The sequence below is a fragment of the Pseudomonas alvandae genome (assembly GCF_019141525.1).
Lineage (GTDB): Bacteria > Pseudomonadota > Gammaproteobacteria > Pseudomonadales > Pseudomonadaceae > Aquipseudomonas > Aquipseudomonas alvandae.
On record NZ_CP077080.1, the window covers coordinates 3,767,725 to 3,785,841 of the forward strand.

At 61.2% G+C, this 18,117-nt stretch carries 14 protein-coding genes; 7 read left to right on the forward strand and 7 right to left on the reverse strand.

Going from position 1 to position 18,117, the window contains the following annotated elements; genetic code table 11:
• The first annotated feature begins 133 nt into the window (after positions 1-133).
• From KSS97_RS16615 to KSS97_RS16635, 5 genes are all read left to right on the forward strand, one after another.
• The gene (locus KSS97_RS16615; RefSeq protein ID WP_217859662.1) at positions 134-1,138 is read left to right on the forward strand and encodes a response regulator; all 1,005 of its coding nucleotides are present in this window, start codon (positions 134-136) and stop codon (positions 1,136-1,138) included.
• A 3-nt stretch (positions 1,139-1,141) separates the two neighbouring features.
• Positions 1,142-2,098: a sensor domain-containing diguanylate cyclase gene (locus KSS97_RS16620; protein ID WP_217859663.1), complete on the forward strand. Its 957-nt coding sequence runs from the start codon at positions 1,142-1,144 to the stop codon at positions 2,096-2,098.
• A gap of 910 nt (positions 2,099-3,008) precedes the next feature.
• On the forward strand, positions 3,009-4,019 hold the full coding sequence (locus KSS97_RS16625; protein ID WP_217859664.1) for a zinc-binding alcohol dehydrogenase family protein: 1,011 nt from the start codon (positions 3,009-3,011) through the stop codon (positions 4,017-4,019).
• A 17-nt stretch (positions 4,020-4,036) separates the two neighbouring features.
• Positions 4,037-5,563 (forward strand): UxaA family hydrolase, encoded by a 1,527-nt coding sequence (locus KSS97_RS16630; protein ID WP_217859665.1) that lies wholly within the window; start codon positions 4,037-4,039, stop codon positions 5,561-5,563.
• Positions 5,564-5,660: 97 nt separating this feature from the next.
• Positions 5,661-6,374, forward strand: a complete 714-nt coding sequence (locus tag KSS97_RS16635; protein WP_217859666.1) for a FadR/GntR family transcriptional regulator — start codon at positions 5,661-5,663, stop codon at positions 6,372-6,374.
• Positions 6,375-6,424: 50 nt separating this feature from the next.
• Here the strand turns inward: KSS97_RS16635 and uxuA are convergent, their stop codons facing one another.
• The 6 genes from uxuA to KSS97_RS16665 form a co-directional block, all read right to left on the reverse strand.
• Positions 6,425-7,612 carry a mannonate dehydratase gene (gene uxuA, locus KSS97_RS16640; protein ID WP_030141585.1) on the reverse strand — a complete coding sequence of 396 codons (1,188 nt, stop codon included), beginning with the start codon at positions 7,610-7,612 and terminating at the stop codon, positions 6,425-6,427.
• Positions 7,613-7,629: 17 nt separating this feature from the next.
• Positions 7,630-9,084 carry a mannitol dehydrogenase family protein gene (locus KSS97_RS16645; RefSeq protein ID WP_217859667.1) on the reverse strand — a complete coding sequence of 485 codons (1,455 nt, stop codon included), beginning with the start codon at positions 9,082-9,084 and terminating at the stop codon, positions 7,630-7,632.
• Between the two features lie 17 nt (positions 9,085-9,101).
• On the reverse strand, positions 9,102-10,394 hold the full coding sequence (locus KSS97_RS16650) for an MFS transporter (protein ID WP_217859668.1): 1,293 nt from the start codon (positions 10,392-10,394) through the stop codon (positions 9,102-9,104).
• A gap of 77 nt (positions 10,395-10,471) precedes the next feature.
• Complete coding sequence (locus KSS97_RS16655) at positions 10,472-11,503, reverse strand: Zn-dependent oxidoreductase (RefSeq protein WP_217859669.1); 1,032 nt, start codon at positions 11,501-11,503, stop codon at positions 10,472-10,474.
• Between the two features lie 54 nt (positions 11,504-11,557).
• Positions 11,558-12,769, reverse strand: a complete 1,212-nt coding sequence (gene manD / locus KSS97_RS16660; RefSeq protein WP_217859670.1) for a D-mannonate dehydratase ManD — start codon at positions 12,767-12,769, stop codon at positions 11,558-11,560.
• A gap of 4 nt (positions 12,770-12,773) precedes the next feature.
• Positions 12,774-13,766, reverse strand: a complete 993-nt coding sequence (locus tag KSS97_RS16665) for a sugar kinase (protein WP_217859671.1) — start codon at positions 13,764-13,766, stop codon at positions 12,774-12,776.
• Positions 13,767-13,920: 154 nt separating this feature from the next.
• Here KSS97_RS16665 and kdgR point away from each other — a divergent pair, with 154 nt between their 5' ends.
• Positions 13,921-14,703 carry a DNA-binding transcriptional regulator KdgR gene (gene kdgR / locus KSS97_RS16670; RefSeq protein ID WP_217859672.1) on the forward strand — a complete coding sequence of 261 codons (783 nt, stop codon included), beginning with the start codon at positions 13,921-13,923 and terminating at the stop codon, positions 14,701-14,703.
• Between the two features lie 398 nt (positions 14,704-15,101).
• Here kdgR and KSS97_RS16675 read toward each other — a convergent pair whose 3' ends face one another.
• Positions 15,102-16,661, reverse strand: a complete 1,560-nt coding sequence (locus KSS97_RS16675) for a carbohydrate porin (protein ID WP_217859673.1) — start codon at positions 16,659-16,661, stop codon at positions 15,102-15,104.
• 168 nt (positions 16,662-16,829) lie between these two features.
• Between KSS97_RS16675 and KSS97_RS16680 the strand changes: the two genes are divergently transcribed.
• The gene (locus KSS97_RS16680; protein ID WP_217859674.1) at positions 16,830-18,104 is read left to right on the forward strand and encodes an ABC transporter substrate-binding protein; all 1,275 of its coding nucleotides are present in this window, start codon (positions 16,830-16,832) and stop codon (positions 18,102-18,104) included.
• Positions 18,105-18,117 lie beyond the last annotated feature (13 nt).

The following is an 18,117-nucleotide window of genomic DNA, read 5'->3' on the forward strand; positions in this document are numbered from 1 at the left end:
ATTTGACGCCTTTGACTTAATGGTCCAGTTTTTAAAAGAAGCTACAAATTGCATTCCATTCGTTAATCAGAGGGCCACTGCCGCCTATGAGTGATGTACGAAGGACCTTCCCCACAGTTGAACGTCGTTGGGCATGCCAGTGCCGTTGATTCCCCTGGTTGTGTGTGACGACTCCACCATGGCGCGCAAGCAAGTGCTGCGTGCGCTGCCGCAAGACTGGCCGGTTTCAGTCACCGAGGCGGTCAATGGCCGCCAGGCCATGGATGCCATACGCCAGGGCCTGGGCCACGTAGTACTGCTCGACCTGACCATGCCGGAGATGGACGGCTACCAGGTTTTGAGCGCCTTGCGCGCCGAGGGCCTCACGGCGCAAGTCATCGTGATTTCAGGGGACGTCCAGGACGAGGCCGTGCGCCGCGTCCATGAACTGGGCGCCTTGGCCTTCCTGAAAAAACCGTTCGACGAAAACGAACTGCGCCAGACCCTCAACCGGTTGGGACTGCTGACCCAACCCGGCAAGACGCCGCTGCAGAACCGGCCGGCGTCGAACGCGACCATCAGCTTCCAGGACGCGTTTCGCGAAACGGTCAACGTTGCCATCGGCCAGGCGGCGGCGCTGATTGCCAAGGTGCTGGGGGTCTTCGTGCAACTGCCAGTGCCGAACGTCAACGTTCTCGAGGTGGGCGAATTGCACATGGCCTTGAACGACGTCGGCAACTCCCAGCAACTCACGGCCATCTGCCAGGGATTCATCGGCAGCGGCATCGCTGGCGAAGCCCTGCTGATCTTCCATGACTCGGAGATTGCCGACATCGCGCAACTGATGCAGCGCCAGAGCGCCGATTACTCTGACCTGGAAATGTTGGTGGACCTGTCGAGCATCCTGATCGGCGCGTGCCTGAGCAGCATTGCCGAGCAGATCGATGTGATTTTTTCCCAGGGCCATCCGCAGGTTCTTGGCCAGCATGCGGCTATCGAAGAACTGATCCAGGCGAACCGCGTCCGTTGGAAAAAGACCTTGGCGGTGGAAATCAGCTACAGCCTGGAAGGGCAGAACATCCGGTTCGATCTGTTGCTGCTGTTCACGGAAGACTCCATCGAGCGGCTGACCCACAAACTCGCCTACCTGATGAACTGAGCCATGAACGAATCCATCGATCTGAACGAATTCCACTGGTTGCTGGCCATCGTTCAAAGCATCGACGTCGGCGTGGTGGTGCTCGACCGCGAGTACCGCGTGCAAGTCTGGAACACCTTCATGGAGAACCGCTCCGGGGTCCAGCCCAAGGACGCCCAGAACCGGAATTTCTTCAGCCTGTTCCCGGAAATCGACCACCAGTGGTTCAGCCGCAAGGTGGAAAGCGTCGCGACCCTGGGCACGCCCGCGTTCACCGTCTGGGAGCAGCGCCCGTACTTGATGCGCTTCAAGAGCTACCAGCCGATCACCGGCCAGGAAGAGTTCATGTACCAGAACACCACGCTGCTGCCGCTGCGCTCGCCGGACAACCGCATCAACCACATCTGCCTGGTGATCTACGACGTCACCGATGTCGCCACCAATCGCCATCAGATCCAGGCTGCCAATGCTCAGCTGCAGCTGCTTTCCAGTACCGATCGCCTGACGGGCCTGTACAACCGCGGCCATTGGGAAGGCAGCCTGAAGGCCGCCTACGCCCGGCACCAGCGCTACGGCAATGCGTTGAGCCTGGTGATGCTGGACATCGACCACTTCAAGCACGTCAACGACACCTACGGCCACCAGGCCGGCGACAAAGTCATCGAGCAGCTCGCCCAACTGCTGCGCGAGCATGCTCGCGAGTCCGACGTGGCCGGGCGTTACGGCGGCGAGGAGTTCGGCGTGGTGCTGTCGGACACCGACCGGGCCGGCGCACGGATTTTCGCCGAACGCTTGCGACAGGCCGTCGAGCACTTGTTGGTGCAGTACAACGGCCAGGACATCCGTTTCACCATCAGCCTGGGCGTGGCCGACCTTAGTGCGCCGGCGAACGACCATGCCGAACTGATCGCTCGGGCCGACCAGGCGTTGTACACGTCGAAGAAAACCGGACGCAATCGCGTGACAGTCCACGGTCACTGACCCACCAAGACTTTGTGGGAGCGAGCTTGCTCGCGAAGACGTCGGCATATCCAACATCACTGCAAGCTGATCCACCGCTTTCGCGAGCAAGCTCGCTCCCACAGGGATCTTGGGTGTCCAGGAGCTTTGCATTCAGCGCAGGACTATTGTGGGAGCCAGCCTGCTCGCGAAGACGTCGGCATATCCAACATCACTGCAAGCTGATCCACCGCTTTCGCGAGCAGGCTCGCTCCCACAGGGATCTTGGGTGTCCATGAGCTTTGCATTCAGCGCAGGACTATTGTGGGAGCGAGCTTGCTCGCGAAGACGTCGGCACATCCAACATCACTGCAAGCTGATCCACCGCTTTCGCGAGCAAGCTCGCTCCCACAGGGATCTTGGGTTCCCAGGAGCTTTGCATTCAGCGCAGGACTATTGTGGGAGCGAGCTTGCTCGCGAAGACGTCGGCACATCCAACATCACTGCAAGCTGATCCACCGCTTTCGCGAGCAGGCTCGCTCCCACAGGGATCTTGGGTGTCCATGAGCTTTGCATTCAGCGCGGGACTATTGTGGGAGCGAGCTTGCTCGCGAAGACGTCGGAATATCCAACATCACTGCAAGCTGATCCACCGCTTTCGCGAGCAAGCTCGCTCCCACAGGGAATTTCGCGACATCCGGAACCTGATTCCACCGTATTAACGTGTGGAGGCGAGTTGGCTCGCGCTTACGACTATTGGTCAGTCCAATCTATTTTTTTAACAATTGGTCTTGCCAATATTTTTTTGGGCGCGTAGTTTCGGACCGGCATCAACGGCACATCGCTGCCGCCCATTATAAAAAACAGCGCCTCGGTTCCAGCAGCCGTGCGCCCAAACCCTCCTCCCGCCTGCGCTCAAGCATTGCCCGCAGGCACGTCAAGGAGCCTCACCATGCTGACTGTCATCTGCAACGAACCCGGTTCATTAACCGCCCTCGAACGTGAAAAACCGTTCAGGAAACCGGGCGAGATTCTCATCCGAATCAAGCGCGTCGGCGTCTGCGGCACCGATTTGCACATCTTCACCGGCAATCAACCGTACCTTGAATACCCACGCGTGATGGGCCACGAATTCTCTGGAATCGTGGACGCCACTGACGATGCCAGCGAGTTGGCGGTGGGTGACGTCGTCTATGTGATGCCCTATTTGTCTTGCGGATCCTGCATTGCCTGCCGCCAAGGCAAGACCAACTGTTGCACGCGGATCCAGGTGCTGGGGGTTCACTGCGACGGTGCCTTCACCCAATACCTGAGTGTTCCCCAGCAATTCGTGCACAAGGCGGATGGGATTTCCCTTGATCAGGCCGCGATGATCGAATTCCTTTCGATCGGCGCTCACGCCGTGCGTCGCTCCAACGTCCAGACAGGGCAAAACGCCCTGGTGGTAGGCACCGGCCCGATCGGCATGGCCGCGGCGATCTTCGCCAGCCTGCGCGGAGCGAAAGTCACCGTGCTGGATACCCGCGAGGACCGCTTGTCGTTCTGCAAGGAACACCTGGATATCCATGCGGCTGTGCAAATCGGCGAAGGCGACAAGCAAACCCTGGCCGAACTGACCGGAGATGATTTTTTCGACGTGGTCTTCGACGCCACCGGCAATGCCCGGGCGATGGAGCGTGGGTTCGAGTTCATCGCCCACGGCGGCACCTATGTGATGATCTCCGTGGTGCGGGATTCCATCACCTTCTCCGACCCTGAATTCCACAAACGTGAAGCCACGTTGATGGGCAGCCGCAACGCCACCCGGGAAGACTTCCTGCATGTCGAGCAATGCTTGCGCGACGGGTTGATTCCCGATGCCGCCCTGAACACCCACCGACTCACGCTGGCCGATGTGCCCGACTCGTTCGCCACCTTGCTCGACCCCATGCAAGGCGTCGTCAAGGCAATCATCGAGTGCTAGAAATCGGAGGACGCAGCATGAACCCAGTTTCTTCCTTGCTTGTCTTGGCACCCGGCGATGACGTCGCGGTGGCCCGGGGCGATATCGTCGAAGGCCAGACGGTGAGCGCCGACGGCATTACACTCACCGCCCGGCAAACGATCTCATCTGGCCACAAGATTGCCCTGCGCAAAGTGTTGGCCGGCCAGCGCGTGCTCAAGTACGGGCAGGTCATCGGCCAGGCGACCCAAGGCATCGAACCCGGTGAGCACGTCCACGTGCATAACCTGGACATGCCCGCCGCCACCGCTGAGCAAAGCGTACGGAACGTCTATGTGCCCACCTCGCTCAGCCCGAACCCTGCTACGTTCGAAGGCTACGTCCGCGATGACGGACGCATCGCCACCCGCAACTACATCGGCGTCGTCTCCAGCGTCAATTGCTCGGCCACCGTCTGCAAGCAGATCGCCAACGCCTTCTCTGCCGAGCGCTTGAAGGACTTCCCCAACGTCGATGGCGTCGTTGCAATCACCCATGGCAGCGGCTGTGGCATGGGCGCCAAGGGCGAAGGCATCGACATTCTCAAGCGCACCTTGCGCGGTTACGCCGACCACGCCAATTTTGCCGGTGTGCTGTTGATCGGACTCGGTTGCGAGGTCAACCAGCTCACGCCGTTGATGAATGAACTGGCGAATCGCCCCGCTGCGCTCAAGACCAGCCTGGTCATCCAGGAGGAAGGCGGTACCCGCGAAACCGTGCAACGCGGCATCGCCCATATCGAAGCTATGCTGCCCCTCATCAACCAATGCCGGCGAACGACCGTTGCCGCCAGCCACTTATGCGTCGGCTTGCAGTGCGGCGGCTCGGATGGTTACTCGGGCATCACGGCCAACCCGGCGCTTGGTGCCGCCGTGGATCTGCTGGTGCAACAGGGCGGCACCGCGATTCTTTCGGAAACACCAGAAATCTACGGAGCCGAACACTTGCTGACGGCCCGCGCCGCTTCCGTCGAAATCGCGGAAAAACTGATGGAACGGATCCGTTGGTGGGAAGCCTACGTTCGCCACAACGACGGCGACATGAACAACAATCCGTCTCCGGGCAACAAGGCCGGGGGCATCACTACCATCCTGGAAAAATCCCTGGGCGCGGTGGCGAAAGCCGGTGCGAGCGGGCTGATGGGTGTCTACCAGTACGCCGAAGCGGTCGATACCCGAGGCCTGGTGTTCATGGATACACCTGGCTACGACCCGGTGTCGGCAACCGGCCAGGTGGCGGGCGGCGCGAATCTCATTTGCTTCACTACGGGTCGCGGTTCGACCTATGGGTGCAAACCCACGCCATCCTTGAAGATTGCCACCAACACCCGCCTGTTTCAGCGCATGGAGTTGGACATGGACTTTAATGCCGGCGGCATCGTCGATGGCGTGGAGTCGGTGGCGCAGGCCGGTGAACGGTTGTTTCGACTGATGCTGGAGACCGCTTCCGGACGTCGCACATGCAGTGAAGAGAACGGCTTGGGCGATAACGAATTCCTGCCCTGGCAGATCGGCGCGGTGATGTGAAACGGAGTCATTGCTACCCTTTTCCTGTGGGAGCAAGCTCGCTCCCACAATCAGGCGCCTATGGTAGCCTTTGCGCATTCTCCGATGGACGCCACCCATGGTTTCACCGATCAACGCCACCGAACGCAAGCCGTATCAGAAAATCGCCGATCAACTGCGCAGCTACATTGCCCAAGGAGATTTCAAGGCGGGCTCCAGGCTTCCTCCCGAGCGCGACCTGACCCAACTGCTGGGGGTTTCCAGGCCATCGCTGCGCGAAGCGCTGATCGCCTTGGAAATAGACGGTGACATCGAGATCAAGATGGGTTCCGGTGTGTACGTGCGGGCCAGGTCCACGGACGGAAAAAGCCAGGCCATGCCCTTGGGCGAGAGCCCTTCCGAGCTGATGCAAGCCCGTGCGCTGATCGAAGGTGAGTCGGTGATCCTGGCATGTCTGCATGGCAAGAAAAGCGATTACCGCTACCTGCAGGAATGCATCGACGCCATGCGCGCAAGCATTGCCAATGGCCTGCCGCCGCTGGAGGACGACCGCAAGTTCCATCAGCGCCTGGCAAAAATGACCGGCAACTCTGCCCTGGTCCGAATCATCACCGCCCTCTTTGATGAACGACACACCCCCATCTCGGCTCACCTGAGCAAGCACTCGGAAAACGCCCTGACCTGGGAAGCTGCCGTCGTCGAGCATGAGGCGATCCTGCGCGCCGTCGTCAACAAGGATGTGCTCGGCGCCCAGACCTCGATGCGCCAGCACCTGAGCCGCTCCGAGAACCGCTGGCTGCAGGCGCTGGAGCCGGAAGACAACAGCGACTGAGCCCGAGGATTGGCTTTTGTGGCGAGGAAGCTTGCTCCCTCGCCACAAGGTTAATGCGCCGTCTGGTTCAGGTGTTGGCGCACCGCCAGTTCCACGCCACGGATTTCCGCCAGGCCCTTGAGACGGCCGATCAGCGAGTAGCCCGGGTTGCTCTTGCGCTGCTGGTCGTCGAGCAGTTGGTGCCCGTGATCCGGACGCAGCGGCAGGCGCGGGCCGCCTTCGCGTTCGCGCCGGCGTTCTTCAGCCACCAAGGCGCTGATGACCCCGACCATGTCCACGTCGCCGTCCAGATGATGAGCCTCATGGAAGCTGCGCGGGTCGGCTTCCCGGCGGGTCGAGCGCAGGTGGGTGAAATAGATGAACGGCGCAAACTGCTTGGCCATCGCCACCAGGTCGTTGTCTTCGCGCACGCCATAGGAGCCGGTACAGAACGTCAGGCCATTGGCCGGGCTCGGCGCGGCGTCGAGCAGCCATTGGGCGTCACTCGCGGTAGACAGGATGCGCGGCAAGCCGAGCAGTGCCCGGGGCGGGTCGTCCGGGTGAATCGCCATGCGCACGCCCACCTCCTCCGCCACCGGGATCACCGCGCGCAGGAAATATCCCAGGTGTTCACGCAGTTTGGCCTCGTCTATGTCAGCGTAGGTCCCCAGCAAGTCGCGGAAATTATCCAGGCTGTAATGTTCTTCGGCGCCGGGCAAACCCGCGATCAACGTATTGACCAGGGTTTCGCGCGCGACCGGCGTCAGTTGCTCGACATAGGCCTTGGCCTGCTGGATATCCTCGGCGCTGTATTCGGCCTGGGCACCGGGGCGCTGGAGAATGAACAGGTCGAAGGCGGCAAACGCGGTCTGATCGAAACGCAACGCCCAGCCGCCGTCCTCCAGCTCATGAAACAAGTCAGTGCGGGTCCAATCCAGCACCGGCATGAAGTTGTAGCAGACGATATCGATGCCGCAGCTTGCCAGGTTGCGCACGCTTTGCTGGTAGTTGGCGATGTACTCGTCGCGCCGCCCGCAACCGCGCTTGATGTCTTCATGCACCGGGATGCTTTCCACCACCGACCAGCTCAGGCCGGCCGCTTCGATCATCGCTTTGCGTGCCGTGATGGCCTCCACCGGCCACACCTCGCCATTGGGAATCTCATGCAGCGCGGTGACGATGCCGGTCGCACCGGTCTGGCGAACGTCCGCCAGGGAAATCGGGTCTTTGGGGCCAAACCAACGCCATGTCTGTTCCATGTTGTTCTCCTTGTCTGTCAGTTGGGTGTGGCAACGGTCTGCAAAAGGTTGCCCACGCCGTCGCGGGCCAGGGCGCTGTAGGCGCGGTGCACGGCATCGCGAAAGGCCGGGTGTGCCGACAATGCCGGCGGGAATATCTCGTCCAGGTCGAGAAACGCGTCCACCCGCGATGCGCCGTCGAAGCGTCCGGCAAGATCGGCGAAGGTGGCGCTCAACGGGTCATCGACCACATGCGCCGGACGTCCGGGCAACGGCTGCGTGCAGTAATGAATCCAGGCGGCGATGCCCAGCGCGGTGCAGTCGATGCCGCGTCCCTGGTCAAGCAATTGCTGGGCGCCGAGCAACCAGCGTTGCGGCAGTTTCTGCGAGCCGTCCATGGCGATCTGGCGCAAGCGGTGTTGCAGGCTGTCGTTGGCAAAACGCGCCTGAAGATCTACTGCATATTTCATGAGATCAATCCCGGCCGGCATGTGCAAAGTGGGCACCGCTTCCTCGGCCATGTAGCGCTCGATGAGGCGCGCCAGCCGCCCATCGTTGACCGCTTCGAAGACTAATTCATGACCCGCCAGCAAACCCACGTAGGCCAGCAGCGAATGGCTGCCATTGAGCATGCGCAGCTTCATCGTCTCAAACGGACGCACGTCGTCGACCATCTGCACGCCTTCCATTTCCCAGTCCGGTCGGCCTAGGGGAAAGTGATCCTCTATCACCCACTGGCTGAAACTTTCGCTGACCACTGCCGCGCGGTCGTGGCAATCCAGCTGCTCCAACCGGCGGAACGACTCCTCGTCCATGGCCGGCACGATGCGGTCGACCATGCAGCTGGGAAACGCCACCTGCTGCTCGACCCACTGCGCCAACGCTGGATCCTGCAACGCCGCCAGGGCACCCACGGCCTGGCGGGTGCGCTGGCCGTTGTCGGGCATGTTGTCACAGCACAACACCGTGAACGCCGCGATGCCTGCGGCGCGACGTCGGCGCAGGGCTTCCAGGACGATTCCCGGCGCCGAGCGTGGCGTGTGTGGATGAGCGATGTCATGGGCAATCGTCGGATCATCGCGGCGCAACTGCCCGGAAGAAGGGCTCAGGCAATAGCCTTTTTCGGTGACGGTGAGCGTGACGATCCGGGTTTGCGGCGCGGCCATGCGCTCAAGCAATTGCTCCAGTTCATGACCGCCCTCGCCCGCATACAAGGCCTCGCGCAGCACACCGATTTCCCGGAGCGTCACTTGCTCGCGATCGCGGTACTCGGCCACGTGGTAGCGGCCATCCTGCTCGCGCAATTGCTCGACCAAGGTGTGATTGGAGCGCAGGTTGGCGCTGCACAAACCCCAGTCGCTTGTGCCATGGCGATTGAGATGGCGTTGCAGATAGACCGCCTGGTGGGCGCGATGAAACGCGCCCAGGCCCAGGTGCACGATACCGATCTGCGTTGCGCTACCGGTGCAAGGTACGCGGTTCACTACGGGCATCGATTCACTCCTTCTGTTCAGGGATGGCCCAGGGCCGACGCGGGTTGCGGGCTTTGTGCCGCCGACTGGCCGGTGTCCGCCACGGACAGCGGTTTCACGTAGCGCGCCACGCACACGGCACCGATCACGGTCAGCAGCCCAGCGAGCAGGAACGCACTGGTGAACGAGCCGGTGAACTGCACCAGGAAACCCGTCAAGGTCGGGCCAACAATGCCCGAGGTGTTAGCCAGGAAATGCATGAAGCCACTGACGCCACCCACCCGCGCCGCCGGGACGGTGTCCTGGATGATCGCCCAGTAGATCGCACCGGTGAGGTAGAGGAAGAACACCGCCAGCGCGACGAGAATCACCGCCGGATATAAGGTCGTGACCATCCCCGCACAGGCGATGCAGGCGGCGCAGGCCAGCAGGCAGGTCACGAGCACGACTTTGCGGGAGAACATCATCCGCCCGGTCTTCTTGAACACGAAGTCAGAGATGAAGCCACCGAGGGCCAGGCCAATGAACCCCAAGACCCAGGGAATGACCGTGGCGATGCTCATGTCCTTGACGTTCAGGCCGTGGGCCATGGTCAGGTAGCTGGGGAACCAGGTCAGGAAGAAGAACAGCGTGTAGTTATAGGAAAAGAACGCCAGGGAGGTGAACAGCACCGTCGGCTGCTTGAGGTAGAAACGCAGCGGGAATACCGGTTGCGCCGCCATTTCGCTTTGCCCCTCGGCCCGCAGGATGTCCTCGGCGCCCTCGCCTTCAGGCCGTTCCTTGACGAACTTGAACCACACGGCCGCCCAGATCAGGCCGACCAGCATGATGATAATGAACGACACCTTCCAGCCGTAGGTGACGGCGATAAAACCCACCACCGGACCGGAAATCGCCCCACCCAACGGCGTACCGGACATCGACGCACCAATGGCCCGCGCCCTGCGCTTGGGGGTGTACCAGTTGTTCACCATTTTGCTGGTGGTGACGCTCAACGGCCCTTCGCCCATGCCGAACAGGATGCGGATGAGCACCAGCGAAGCGAAGCCCACCGTCAGCACGGTGAGGCCGCTGAACAACGACCACAAGACCATCGCCAGCAACAACGTAGTCTTGGCGCCATAACGGTCGGCGGCCCAGCCACCGATGAAGTTGAAGGCGGCATAGCCGACGAAGAAACTGCTGAAGATCATGCCCATCTCACCCGTACTCAGACCGTAGTCCTTCTGGATGAAAGGCGCCGCCACAGACAATGCCGACCGGTCGAGGTAATTGATGACCCCGGCCAGGAACAACATGATGATGATTAAGCTACGTCCTTGACCAAACATGGTGGAACCTCCCGCTTGTTGTGTTTATTCGGTGAGGGTGCCCGTGACGGGCACGATGGAACGGTGGTACAGACGGCTCAGTGATGGGCGTTCGTCAGCTCCACCAGCACTTTTCGGGTTTGCTCGGGGTGTTTTTCGATCAGGTCGATGGCGCCGGGCATGTCATCGAAGGTGACGCGATGACTGATCAGGTCCTGGACCTGCAACTTGCCGCTGGCAATCAACTCGATCACCCGGGGGAACTTGCGGTTGTTGAGCCGCGAGCCCACCAAGGTCAGTTCCTTCTTGATCATTTCCAATTGCACCAGGTCACTGGGCGTGGCATTGAAGCCCAGCAACCCGATGCGCCCGGCCGGCGAGGCCAGGCGCACCATCTGCGGCATCAGTGCCGGTATGCAGGCGGCATCGACGATCAACGGCACACCTTCGCCGTCAGTCAGTTCGCCCATGACTGCTTCGACATCGACTTCCTGGCCGTTGAGGGTCCGGCTGGCGCCCAACGCCCGGGCAGTCTCCAGGCGACTGTCGATGACATCGGTGACGGTGATGTCAGTCATTCCCAGCGCCTTGGCCATCTGCACCAAGGTCAGGCCGATCACCCCGGCGCCGTAGATCAGCACGCTGTCGCCCGGCTGTGGCTGCATGCGATCGAGCACATTGAGGGCAATGGAATAAGGTTCGACGAGAGCGCCATGGCTTAGGGACATCGAGTCGGGCAAACGGTGGGTGTTCTCGGCCGGTACGCAAACCTGCTCGCTGAAACCACCGTCGCGGTGCACGCCGATCACTTGCAGCCGCGTGCAGACGTTGGGCCGGCCAATGCGGCAGGGGTAACAGGTGCCGCAACTGATCACCGGATCGATGCACACCCGGTCGCCCACCTGCAGGTGCTCGACGCCTTCCCCCACTTGCCGGATCACCCCGGAAAACTCATGGCCGGTGACACGGGGGAAACGCACGAACGCGTTCTGCCCATGAATGATGTGCATGTCCGAGCCACAGATGCCGGCGTAAGCCACATCGACCTGGACCTCACCCGGGGCAACCTCGGGTCGGTCGACCTGGGCCAGCCCGAACTCGAACGGTGCTCTTACCTGGAACGCTTTCATCGGATCACTCCTGGCGGGACGTTCGCCCCGCTTCCTCAAAGGGTTAAAACCGTTTCACCAATGCCAGAGCGTGCCGTCTTCAAGACGGTTGACCGGCAGGCTGGCGCGCTTGTAGGGGTACTGGCGGGCGAGATCTTCATCAATGTCGACGCCGTGCCCCGGTGTTTCGCCCGGCGTGAAGTGGCCGTCCTCGAAGCGATAGGCATGGGGGAAGACTTCATCGATGCGGTCTTCGTGAGGCATGTGTTCCTGGATGCCGAAGTTGGGCACCCAGGTATCGAAATGCAGCGCCGCGCCCATGCACACCGGGGACAGGTCGGTGGCGCCGTGAAAGCCCGTGCGCACCTGGAACAACGCGGCGAAATCGGCAATACGGCGCACGTGGGTAATCCCGCCGGCATGCACCAGCGTCGTGCGGACGTAGTCGATCAACTGTTCCTGGATCAATTCGCGGCAGTCATGGATCGAGTTGAACACCTCGCCAACGGCCAGCGGTGTGGTGGTGTGCTGGCGGATCAGGCGAAAGCTCTGCTGGTTTTCCGCCGGCGTGCAGTCTTCCAGCCAGAACAGGTTGTACGGTTCCACGGCCTTGCCCAGGCGCCCGGCTTCGATCGGCGTCAGGCGATGGTGCACGTCGTGGAGGATGTGCAAGTCGTCGCCAAAGCGTTCGCGCACGGCGGCGAAGAGCTTGGGCACGTAGTTGAGGTATTTGGCGGTGTCCCACACGTGTTCGGCGGGCAGGTCGCTGTCGGCCGGCTCATAACGCTCACCGCTGCGCTTGGCGACCCCGTAGGTGGTGGCAATGCCAGGCACGCCGCATTGCACGCGCACGGCTTTGTAGCCGAGCTCAACGTGGCGGGCGACTTCGTCCAGGCAGCCTTCGATGTCCTTGCCGGTGGCATGCCCATAGACCATCACCCGCTCACGGCTCCTGCCGCCGAGCAACTGGTACAACGGCATGTTCGCGGCCTTGGCCTTGATATCCCACAGCGCCACGTCGACGGCGGCGATGGCGGTCATGGTCACCGGCCCCCGGCGCCAGTACGCACCGCGATACAGGTACTGCCAGATGTCCTCGATGCGGTGGGCATCACGGCCGATCAGCGCGGGCAGGACGTGCTCCTCCAGGTAAGCGACAACCGCCAGCTCACGGCCATTCAAGGTTGCATCGCCGATACCATAGAGGCCTTCATCGGTGACGATTTTCAAGGTGACCAGGTTGCGGCCAGGACAGGTAACGATGACGCGAGCTTCAACGATTTTCATAAAGTCAGGCCTGTACGACAGAAGGAAGTGAGGACGCGCCCATGTTCGGCATGGCCGCCTTGGGAATCAGCGCGCCCCGGTACTGGACGACCTGGGCCGCCAGGCGATGCCCCCAGCGGGCGGCCTGCTCGGGATCGCCGCCGCGTAGGCGGCAGGCCAGGTAAGCGGCGCTGAACGAATCGCCGGCAGCGGTGGTGTCGACGACATGGGCGACGGTTTGCGCGGGTACTTCAAGACGCCCCGTCGGGCACTGGATCAGGCAACTGGCGGCGCCACGCTTGAGGGCAACTTCGCGAATGCCTGCCTCGGCGTAGGCGCTGAACAAAGCCTCCGCGTCGCGGTAGCCGAACAGCAGCGCATCGTCTTCCCAGGTCACCAGCGCCAGGTCAGTCAGGTGCAGGACGTCGCGGTAGGCCTGCCGGGCCGTTTCAGGATTGGACCAAAGGTGGGGACGGTAATTGTTGTCGAAGACGACGCGCGTGCCCGTTCGACGAGCGTGATGCAGGGCCTGGACCAAACGTTGACGCCCTTGCGGCAAGAGGATCGCCAGGCTGATGCCGCTCAAGTAGACGTAGTCGTAATCGGCCAGCGCATCGAGCATGGCTTCGGCTTCGGGCCCCTCGAACATGCGCCGCGCAGCTGCTTCCCCGCGCCAATAGAGGAAACGTCGTTCGCCATGAAGATCGGTCTGGATGAAGTACAGCCCAGGCAACGCATCTTCGAGCACACGCACATGGGCGTCGCCGATGCCCTCTTCCAGCCAGGAACGGCGCATGGCAACGCTGAACGCATCGCTGCCCACCGCCGTCATGTAGTCCACGGCCACTGCGCCACGCGGGTTCAATCGCGCCAGGTAGACCGCGGTGTTGAGCGTATCGCCACCGAACGTCTGGGCGATCGCGGTACCTGGCTCGCCGCGCATCTCGATCATGCATTCCCCTACTAAAGCAACCTTCAGCGGGCATGCATCTGGGCAATGGTTAAGCGTCAAATCCATCATTACGCGCCTTTTCTTTATTTTTAAAACGGCGTTTCATTTTTATCTCAAGGCCCGAGTCTAGTCAGATTTCAATTCGCGTCAAGCAAAAATGAAACAGCGTTTTGTTCTGCTAGCGTATATCCTTGGGTTTTACTTTCACGTTGGAGCCTTCATGGACAACAGCGTCATTCCCAATAACGATCTGGTGTCGGCGGTGGGCCGGACCATGGCCGTGCTCGAGGCACTGGCCGAGCATCCGGAAGAAAGCGGCGTGTCGGAAATCGCCACCAAACTGGACATGTCGAAGGCCACGGTTTATCGCTTCTTGCAGTCGCTCAAGGCCCGTGGATACGTGGTGCAGGATGCCGAGGATCGCTATCGCCTTAGCGTCCGCCTGTTCGAATTGGGCGCCCAGGCCCTGCCCCACCTGGACATCGTCCGGGAAGCGGAACCGGGCATGCGGCGGATCAACGAGCTGACCGGCGAGACCGTGCACCTGGGGATTCTCGACGAGGGCAGCATCGTCTACGTGCACAAGATCGACTCCAAGTACAACCTGCGCATGTACTCGCGAATCGGCCGGCGGGCGCCGTTGTACTGCACCGGCATCGGCAAGGTGCTGATGGCCTGGCTCGAAGAAGATGAGCTGTTGGCGCACCTGGCGCAGGAAAGCTTCGAGCGTCGCACGGCGAACACCTTGACCAGCGTCGAGGCGTACCTACAGGAATTGGAAATCGTCCGCCGGCAAGGCTATGCCGAGGACCACGAAGAGTTCGAAGACAACATGCGCTGCCTGGCGGCACCCATCCGCGACCGTTTCGGCCATGTGATCGGCGGGATGAGCGTTTCATTCCCGTGTTTTCGCTTCAGGGAAGAATTGAAGCAGGACTACGTCAGGCAACTGATGCATGCCACCCAGCAGATCTCAAGCCAGTTGGGTTGGCATGCGCGGTAATACCCATCAGTCAAGCAAAGCCCCTGTGGGAGCGAGCTTGCTCGCGAAGGCGTCGGCACATCCAGCATCATTGCAAGCTGATCCAATGCTTTCGCGAGCAAGCCCGCTCCCACAAGGGGTGTGGCGTACGCAAGGTCTGTGAGCAACTCGGTAAAACTGTGGGAGCGAGCTTGCTCGCGAAGGCGTCGGCACATCCAGCATCATTGCAAGCTGATCCAATGCTTTCGCGAGCAGGCTCGCTCCCACAAGGGGTGTGGCGTACGCAAGGTCTGTGAGCAACTCGGTAAAACTGTGGGAGCGAGCTTGCTCGCGAAGGCGTCGGCACATCCAGCATCATTGCAAGCTGATCCAATGCTTTCGCGAGCAAGCCCGCTCCCACAGGTTTCAACTGGCGGGCATCAGAACCAGGTTTCCATCTGGATACCGTACTGCCACACACCGCCAGCGTTGAAGTCAGTCTTGCCAAAGGAATCCGTGGTGCTGTACCTGTCCAGGTCCGACGACCAGTTCATGACGCTGGCGAACAGACGCAGCTCGGGACGCGTGAGCAGATCGCCCAGGTCTGGCTTGAAGGTTGGGGCGACGGTGAATTTCCAGAAGTTGCCGTCGACCGCATTGCGTTGCAGGTAGCCCTTGGGGTCGAGCTGCATGGTCTGCCAGCTCATCTCGTAGGCCATTTCGAAATTGCTGTTGATTTCGTTTGCCAACCGCACGTTCAGGGTCATCCAGCGGTAATCGTCACCCTTGATGTAGCGGTCCTTGCTTTGCTCGGCCAGCAGGCTCGGGCCGATGCGCCAGTTGGGCGCCAGGGGCGTTTCGCCGTACAGCGCCAAACGCAGGGCACGGGCATCGTCGATCAGTTCGCCATCGGCGCCGACGTTCTTGACCTCCGCCCCCAGGCCCTGGCCATAAAGCAGCGCCGTCTTGAAGAAACCTTCGCGGCCGAAAAAGGTTTTCTGGTGATTGGCGACCATGCTGTGCAAGCCGGAATCGGCTGGCGCCAGCCCGGCTTCGTTGACGCGGGTGCCGAAGTCGTTTTTCTTCGAGCCGATGGCATTGAACATCCACTGCCACTGCCCACCGTCGAAAAATTGGTTGGAGGTCAGGATGTAGCTTTCCACATCGGCATTGACGCCGCCCTCGCTGAAGTCCCCGTAGTTACGACCGATCAATGAGTAGTTCGAGCGCCAGTCCTTGGTCATCTGTATGTCATAGATGCCGCCGCCAGTGCCGGCCAGATAGACAACATCGGAGTCCAGCCAGTGGATGTCGAAATTGTCCCTGTCGAAGCGCTTGCCTGCCCACAGGGTCGAATTTTCGAACATCGCGTTGCCCTTGAATGCCGCGAGGTGATCGAGTTCGGTGAACACCTGGCGCACGTTCAGGTTGCTTTCCTCGGCAGTCCAGTCATTGGAGCTTTCCACGCCGTCGGCAATGGACACGGTGAATTTGGAGCGGGTGCCGTTCTGCGCGTACAGCTCTTTCGACAGGTCGATGCGCATGTAGGTGTCGTCCTCGTTTCCGAGTCGCCCGACAGCGCCACCGACAGAACCGGCCGGCGTGGTGTACGGACCGCCACGACCACCGCCCAAGCCATCGTTGATCAGCAAGCCGGAGCGGGCGTAGCCCTTGAAGCTGAAGCCGTCCGTGAGGTGTGCGCCACTGCCCTGCTTTTCCGTGCTTTGCTGGCGGGCTTCGAGTTTTGCCAGGCGCGCATCAACGGTCGGCGTCGCAACCGGGGCTGCAACGGCAACAGCCACCGCTGGCGTGGCGAGTTTGATTTGCTGCAGTTCCCTGGCGAGGGCCTGGGTTTGCTGTTCGGCGGCTGCGGCGCGTTTTTCCGCTGCGCTGGCACGGGCTTCAAACGCCGCCATTCGCTCTTCCAGAGTAGCGGCCTGAGAGGTGACTGCCGAGGCGCCGAGCGCGCTTGCGAGTAGCCAGCTTGATGCTTTCTGCATGTGGATTTCCCTGTCTTGTTTTTATTGTTCTGTTGCCGCAGCCGGTCTTTCCCCCAAGGTCCGGAGTTATCGATCCTGAGGAAAAAAAGGATGCCTCGTTGCTAATACACTGCTACATTTGGCGATGTTAACGTTAACTTTTCCAAAAACAAAAATAAAGAGGGCTTTATGAAACAGTTCAAATCGCTCGTCCCGACGGCGCTGCTCAGCCTTTGCATCGGGTTTCCAACCCTGTCGATGGCTGCCAACCTGACGATTTCCTGCGGTGCCGTGGGTGCGGAATTACAACTGTGCAAGGAGGCTGTCGAGGCGTGGTCGAAACAGACCGGCAACAGCGTCGAAGTGGTTTCCACGCCTAACTCGGCGACCGAGCGGTTGTCGTTCTATCAACAGATCCTCAGTGCGCAATCCAGCGACATCGACATCATCCAAATCGATATGGTGTGGCCGGGCATGTTGGCCAAGCACTTGATGGACCTGCGCGAAGTGCTGCCGGCCAACGCCACCCAAGGTTATTTCCAGGCCCAGGTGGACAACGCCACGGTGAACGGACGCCTGGTGACGATGCCGTGGTTCACCGACTCGGGGCTGCTGTATTACCGCAAGGACTTGCTCGAGAAGTACAACAAGCCCGTGCCCCAGACCTGGGAAGAAATGACGATCACCGCCAGGGCCGTCCAGCAGGCCGAGCGTGATGCCGGGAACGCTAACGCATGGGGTTACGTTTTCCAGGGGCGCGCCTATGAAGGCCTGACGTGCAATGCGCTGGAATGGATCAGCAGCCAACCTCAAGGCGGGCTGGTCAATGCCCAAGGCGACATCGTGGTGAACAATCAGGCCTCGAGGGCGGCGTTGACCCTGGCGAAAAGCTGGGTGGGCGACATCGCCCCGCGTGGCGTGCTCAATTACACCGAGGAAGAAGGACGCGGCGTCTTCCAGTCCGGCAATGCACTGTTCATGCGCAATTGGCCGTATGTCTGGGCCCTGGTGCAAAGCCCGGACAGTGCCGTCAAGGACAAGGTCGGCGTCGCTCCCCTGCCCCGCGGCGGCGCCACGGGCAGCCACGCGTCCACCCTCGGCGGCTGGGGCCTGGCGGTGTCGCGCTACAGCGCCAATCCCAAGCTCGCCGCCGAACTGGTGAGCTACCTGAGCAGCGCCCAACAGCAGAAACATCGCGCCCTGGTGGGTGCCTACAACCCGGTGATCGAGTCGCTCTATCAGGATCCCGAGTTGCTCGCGGCCATGCCTTACTACAGCCAACTGCACAGCATTCTCAACGACGGGGTCATGCGCCCCGCCTCGATCACGGCCGACCGCTATCCACGGGTGTCCAATGCATTCTTCGATCAAGTGCATGGCGTGCTCGCGGGCGAGCGGCCGGTGGACCAGGCGCTGGCCGAGTTGGAAAGCGAACTCACACGGATCAAACGCCGGAGCTGGTAAGCCCCAAGGAAGG

Bases quoted from the DNA above. Each gene is read 5' to 3' on its own strand.
- KSS97_RS16615 (WP_217859662.1), top strand. From the start codon at position 134: ATGCCAGTGCCGTTGATTCCCCTGGTTGTGTGTGACGACTCCACCATG.
- manD (WP_217859670.1), bottom strand. From the start codon at position 12,769: ATGAAAATCGTTGAAGCTCGCGTCATCGTTACCTGTCCTGGCCGCAAC.
- uxuA (WP_030141585.1), bottom strand. From the start codon at position 7,612: ATGGAACAGACATGGCGTTGGTTTGGCCCCAAAGACCCGATTTCCCTG.
- KSS97_RS16650 (WP_217859668.1), bottom strand. From the start codon at position 10,394: ATGTTTGGTCAAGGACGTAGCTTAATCATCATCATGTTGTTCCTGGCC.
- KSS97_RS16625 (WP_217859664.1), top strand. From the start codon at position 3,009: ATGCTGACTGTCATCTGCAACGAACCCGGTTCATTAACCGCCCTCGAA.
- KSS97_RS16675 (WP_217859673.1), bottom strand. From the start codon at position 16,661: ATGCAGAAAGCATCAAGCTGGCTACTCGCAAGCGCGCTCGGCGCCTCG.
- KSS97_RS16620 (WP_217859663.1), top strand. From the start codon at position 1,142: ATGAACGAATCCATCGATCTGAACGAATTCCACTGGTTGCTGGCCATC.
- KSS97_RS16635 (WP_217859666.1), top strand. From the start codon at position 5,661: ATGGTTTCACCGATCAACGCCACCGAACGCAAGCCGTATCAGAAAATC.
- KSS97_RS16645 (WP_217859667.1), bottom strand. From the start codon at position 9,084: ATGCCCGTAGTGAACCGCGTACCTTGCACCGGTAGCGCAACGCAGATC.
- KSS97_RS16655 (WP_217859669.1), bottom strand. From the start codon at position 11,503: ATGAAAGCGTTCCAGGTAAGAGCACCGTTCGAGTTCGGGCTGGCCCAG.
- kdgR (WP_217859672.1), top strand. From the start codon at position 13,921: ATGGACAACAGCGTCATTCCCAATAACGATCTGGTGTCGGCGGTGGGC.
- KSS97_RS16630 (WP_217859665.1), top strand. From the start codon at position 4,037: ATGAACCCAGTTTCTTCCTTGCTTGTCTTGGCACCCGGCGATGACGTC.
- KSS97_RS16680 (WP_217859674.1), top strand. From the start codon at position 16,830: ATGAAACAGTTCAAATCGCTCGTCCCGACGGCGCTGCTCAGCCTTTGC.
- KSS97_RS16665 (WP_217859671.1), bottom strand. From the start codon at position 13,766: ATGGATTTGACGCTTAACCATTGCCCAGATGCATGCCCGCTGAAGGTT.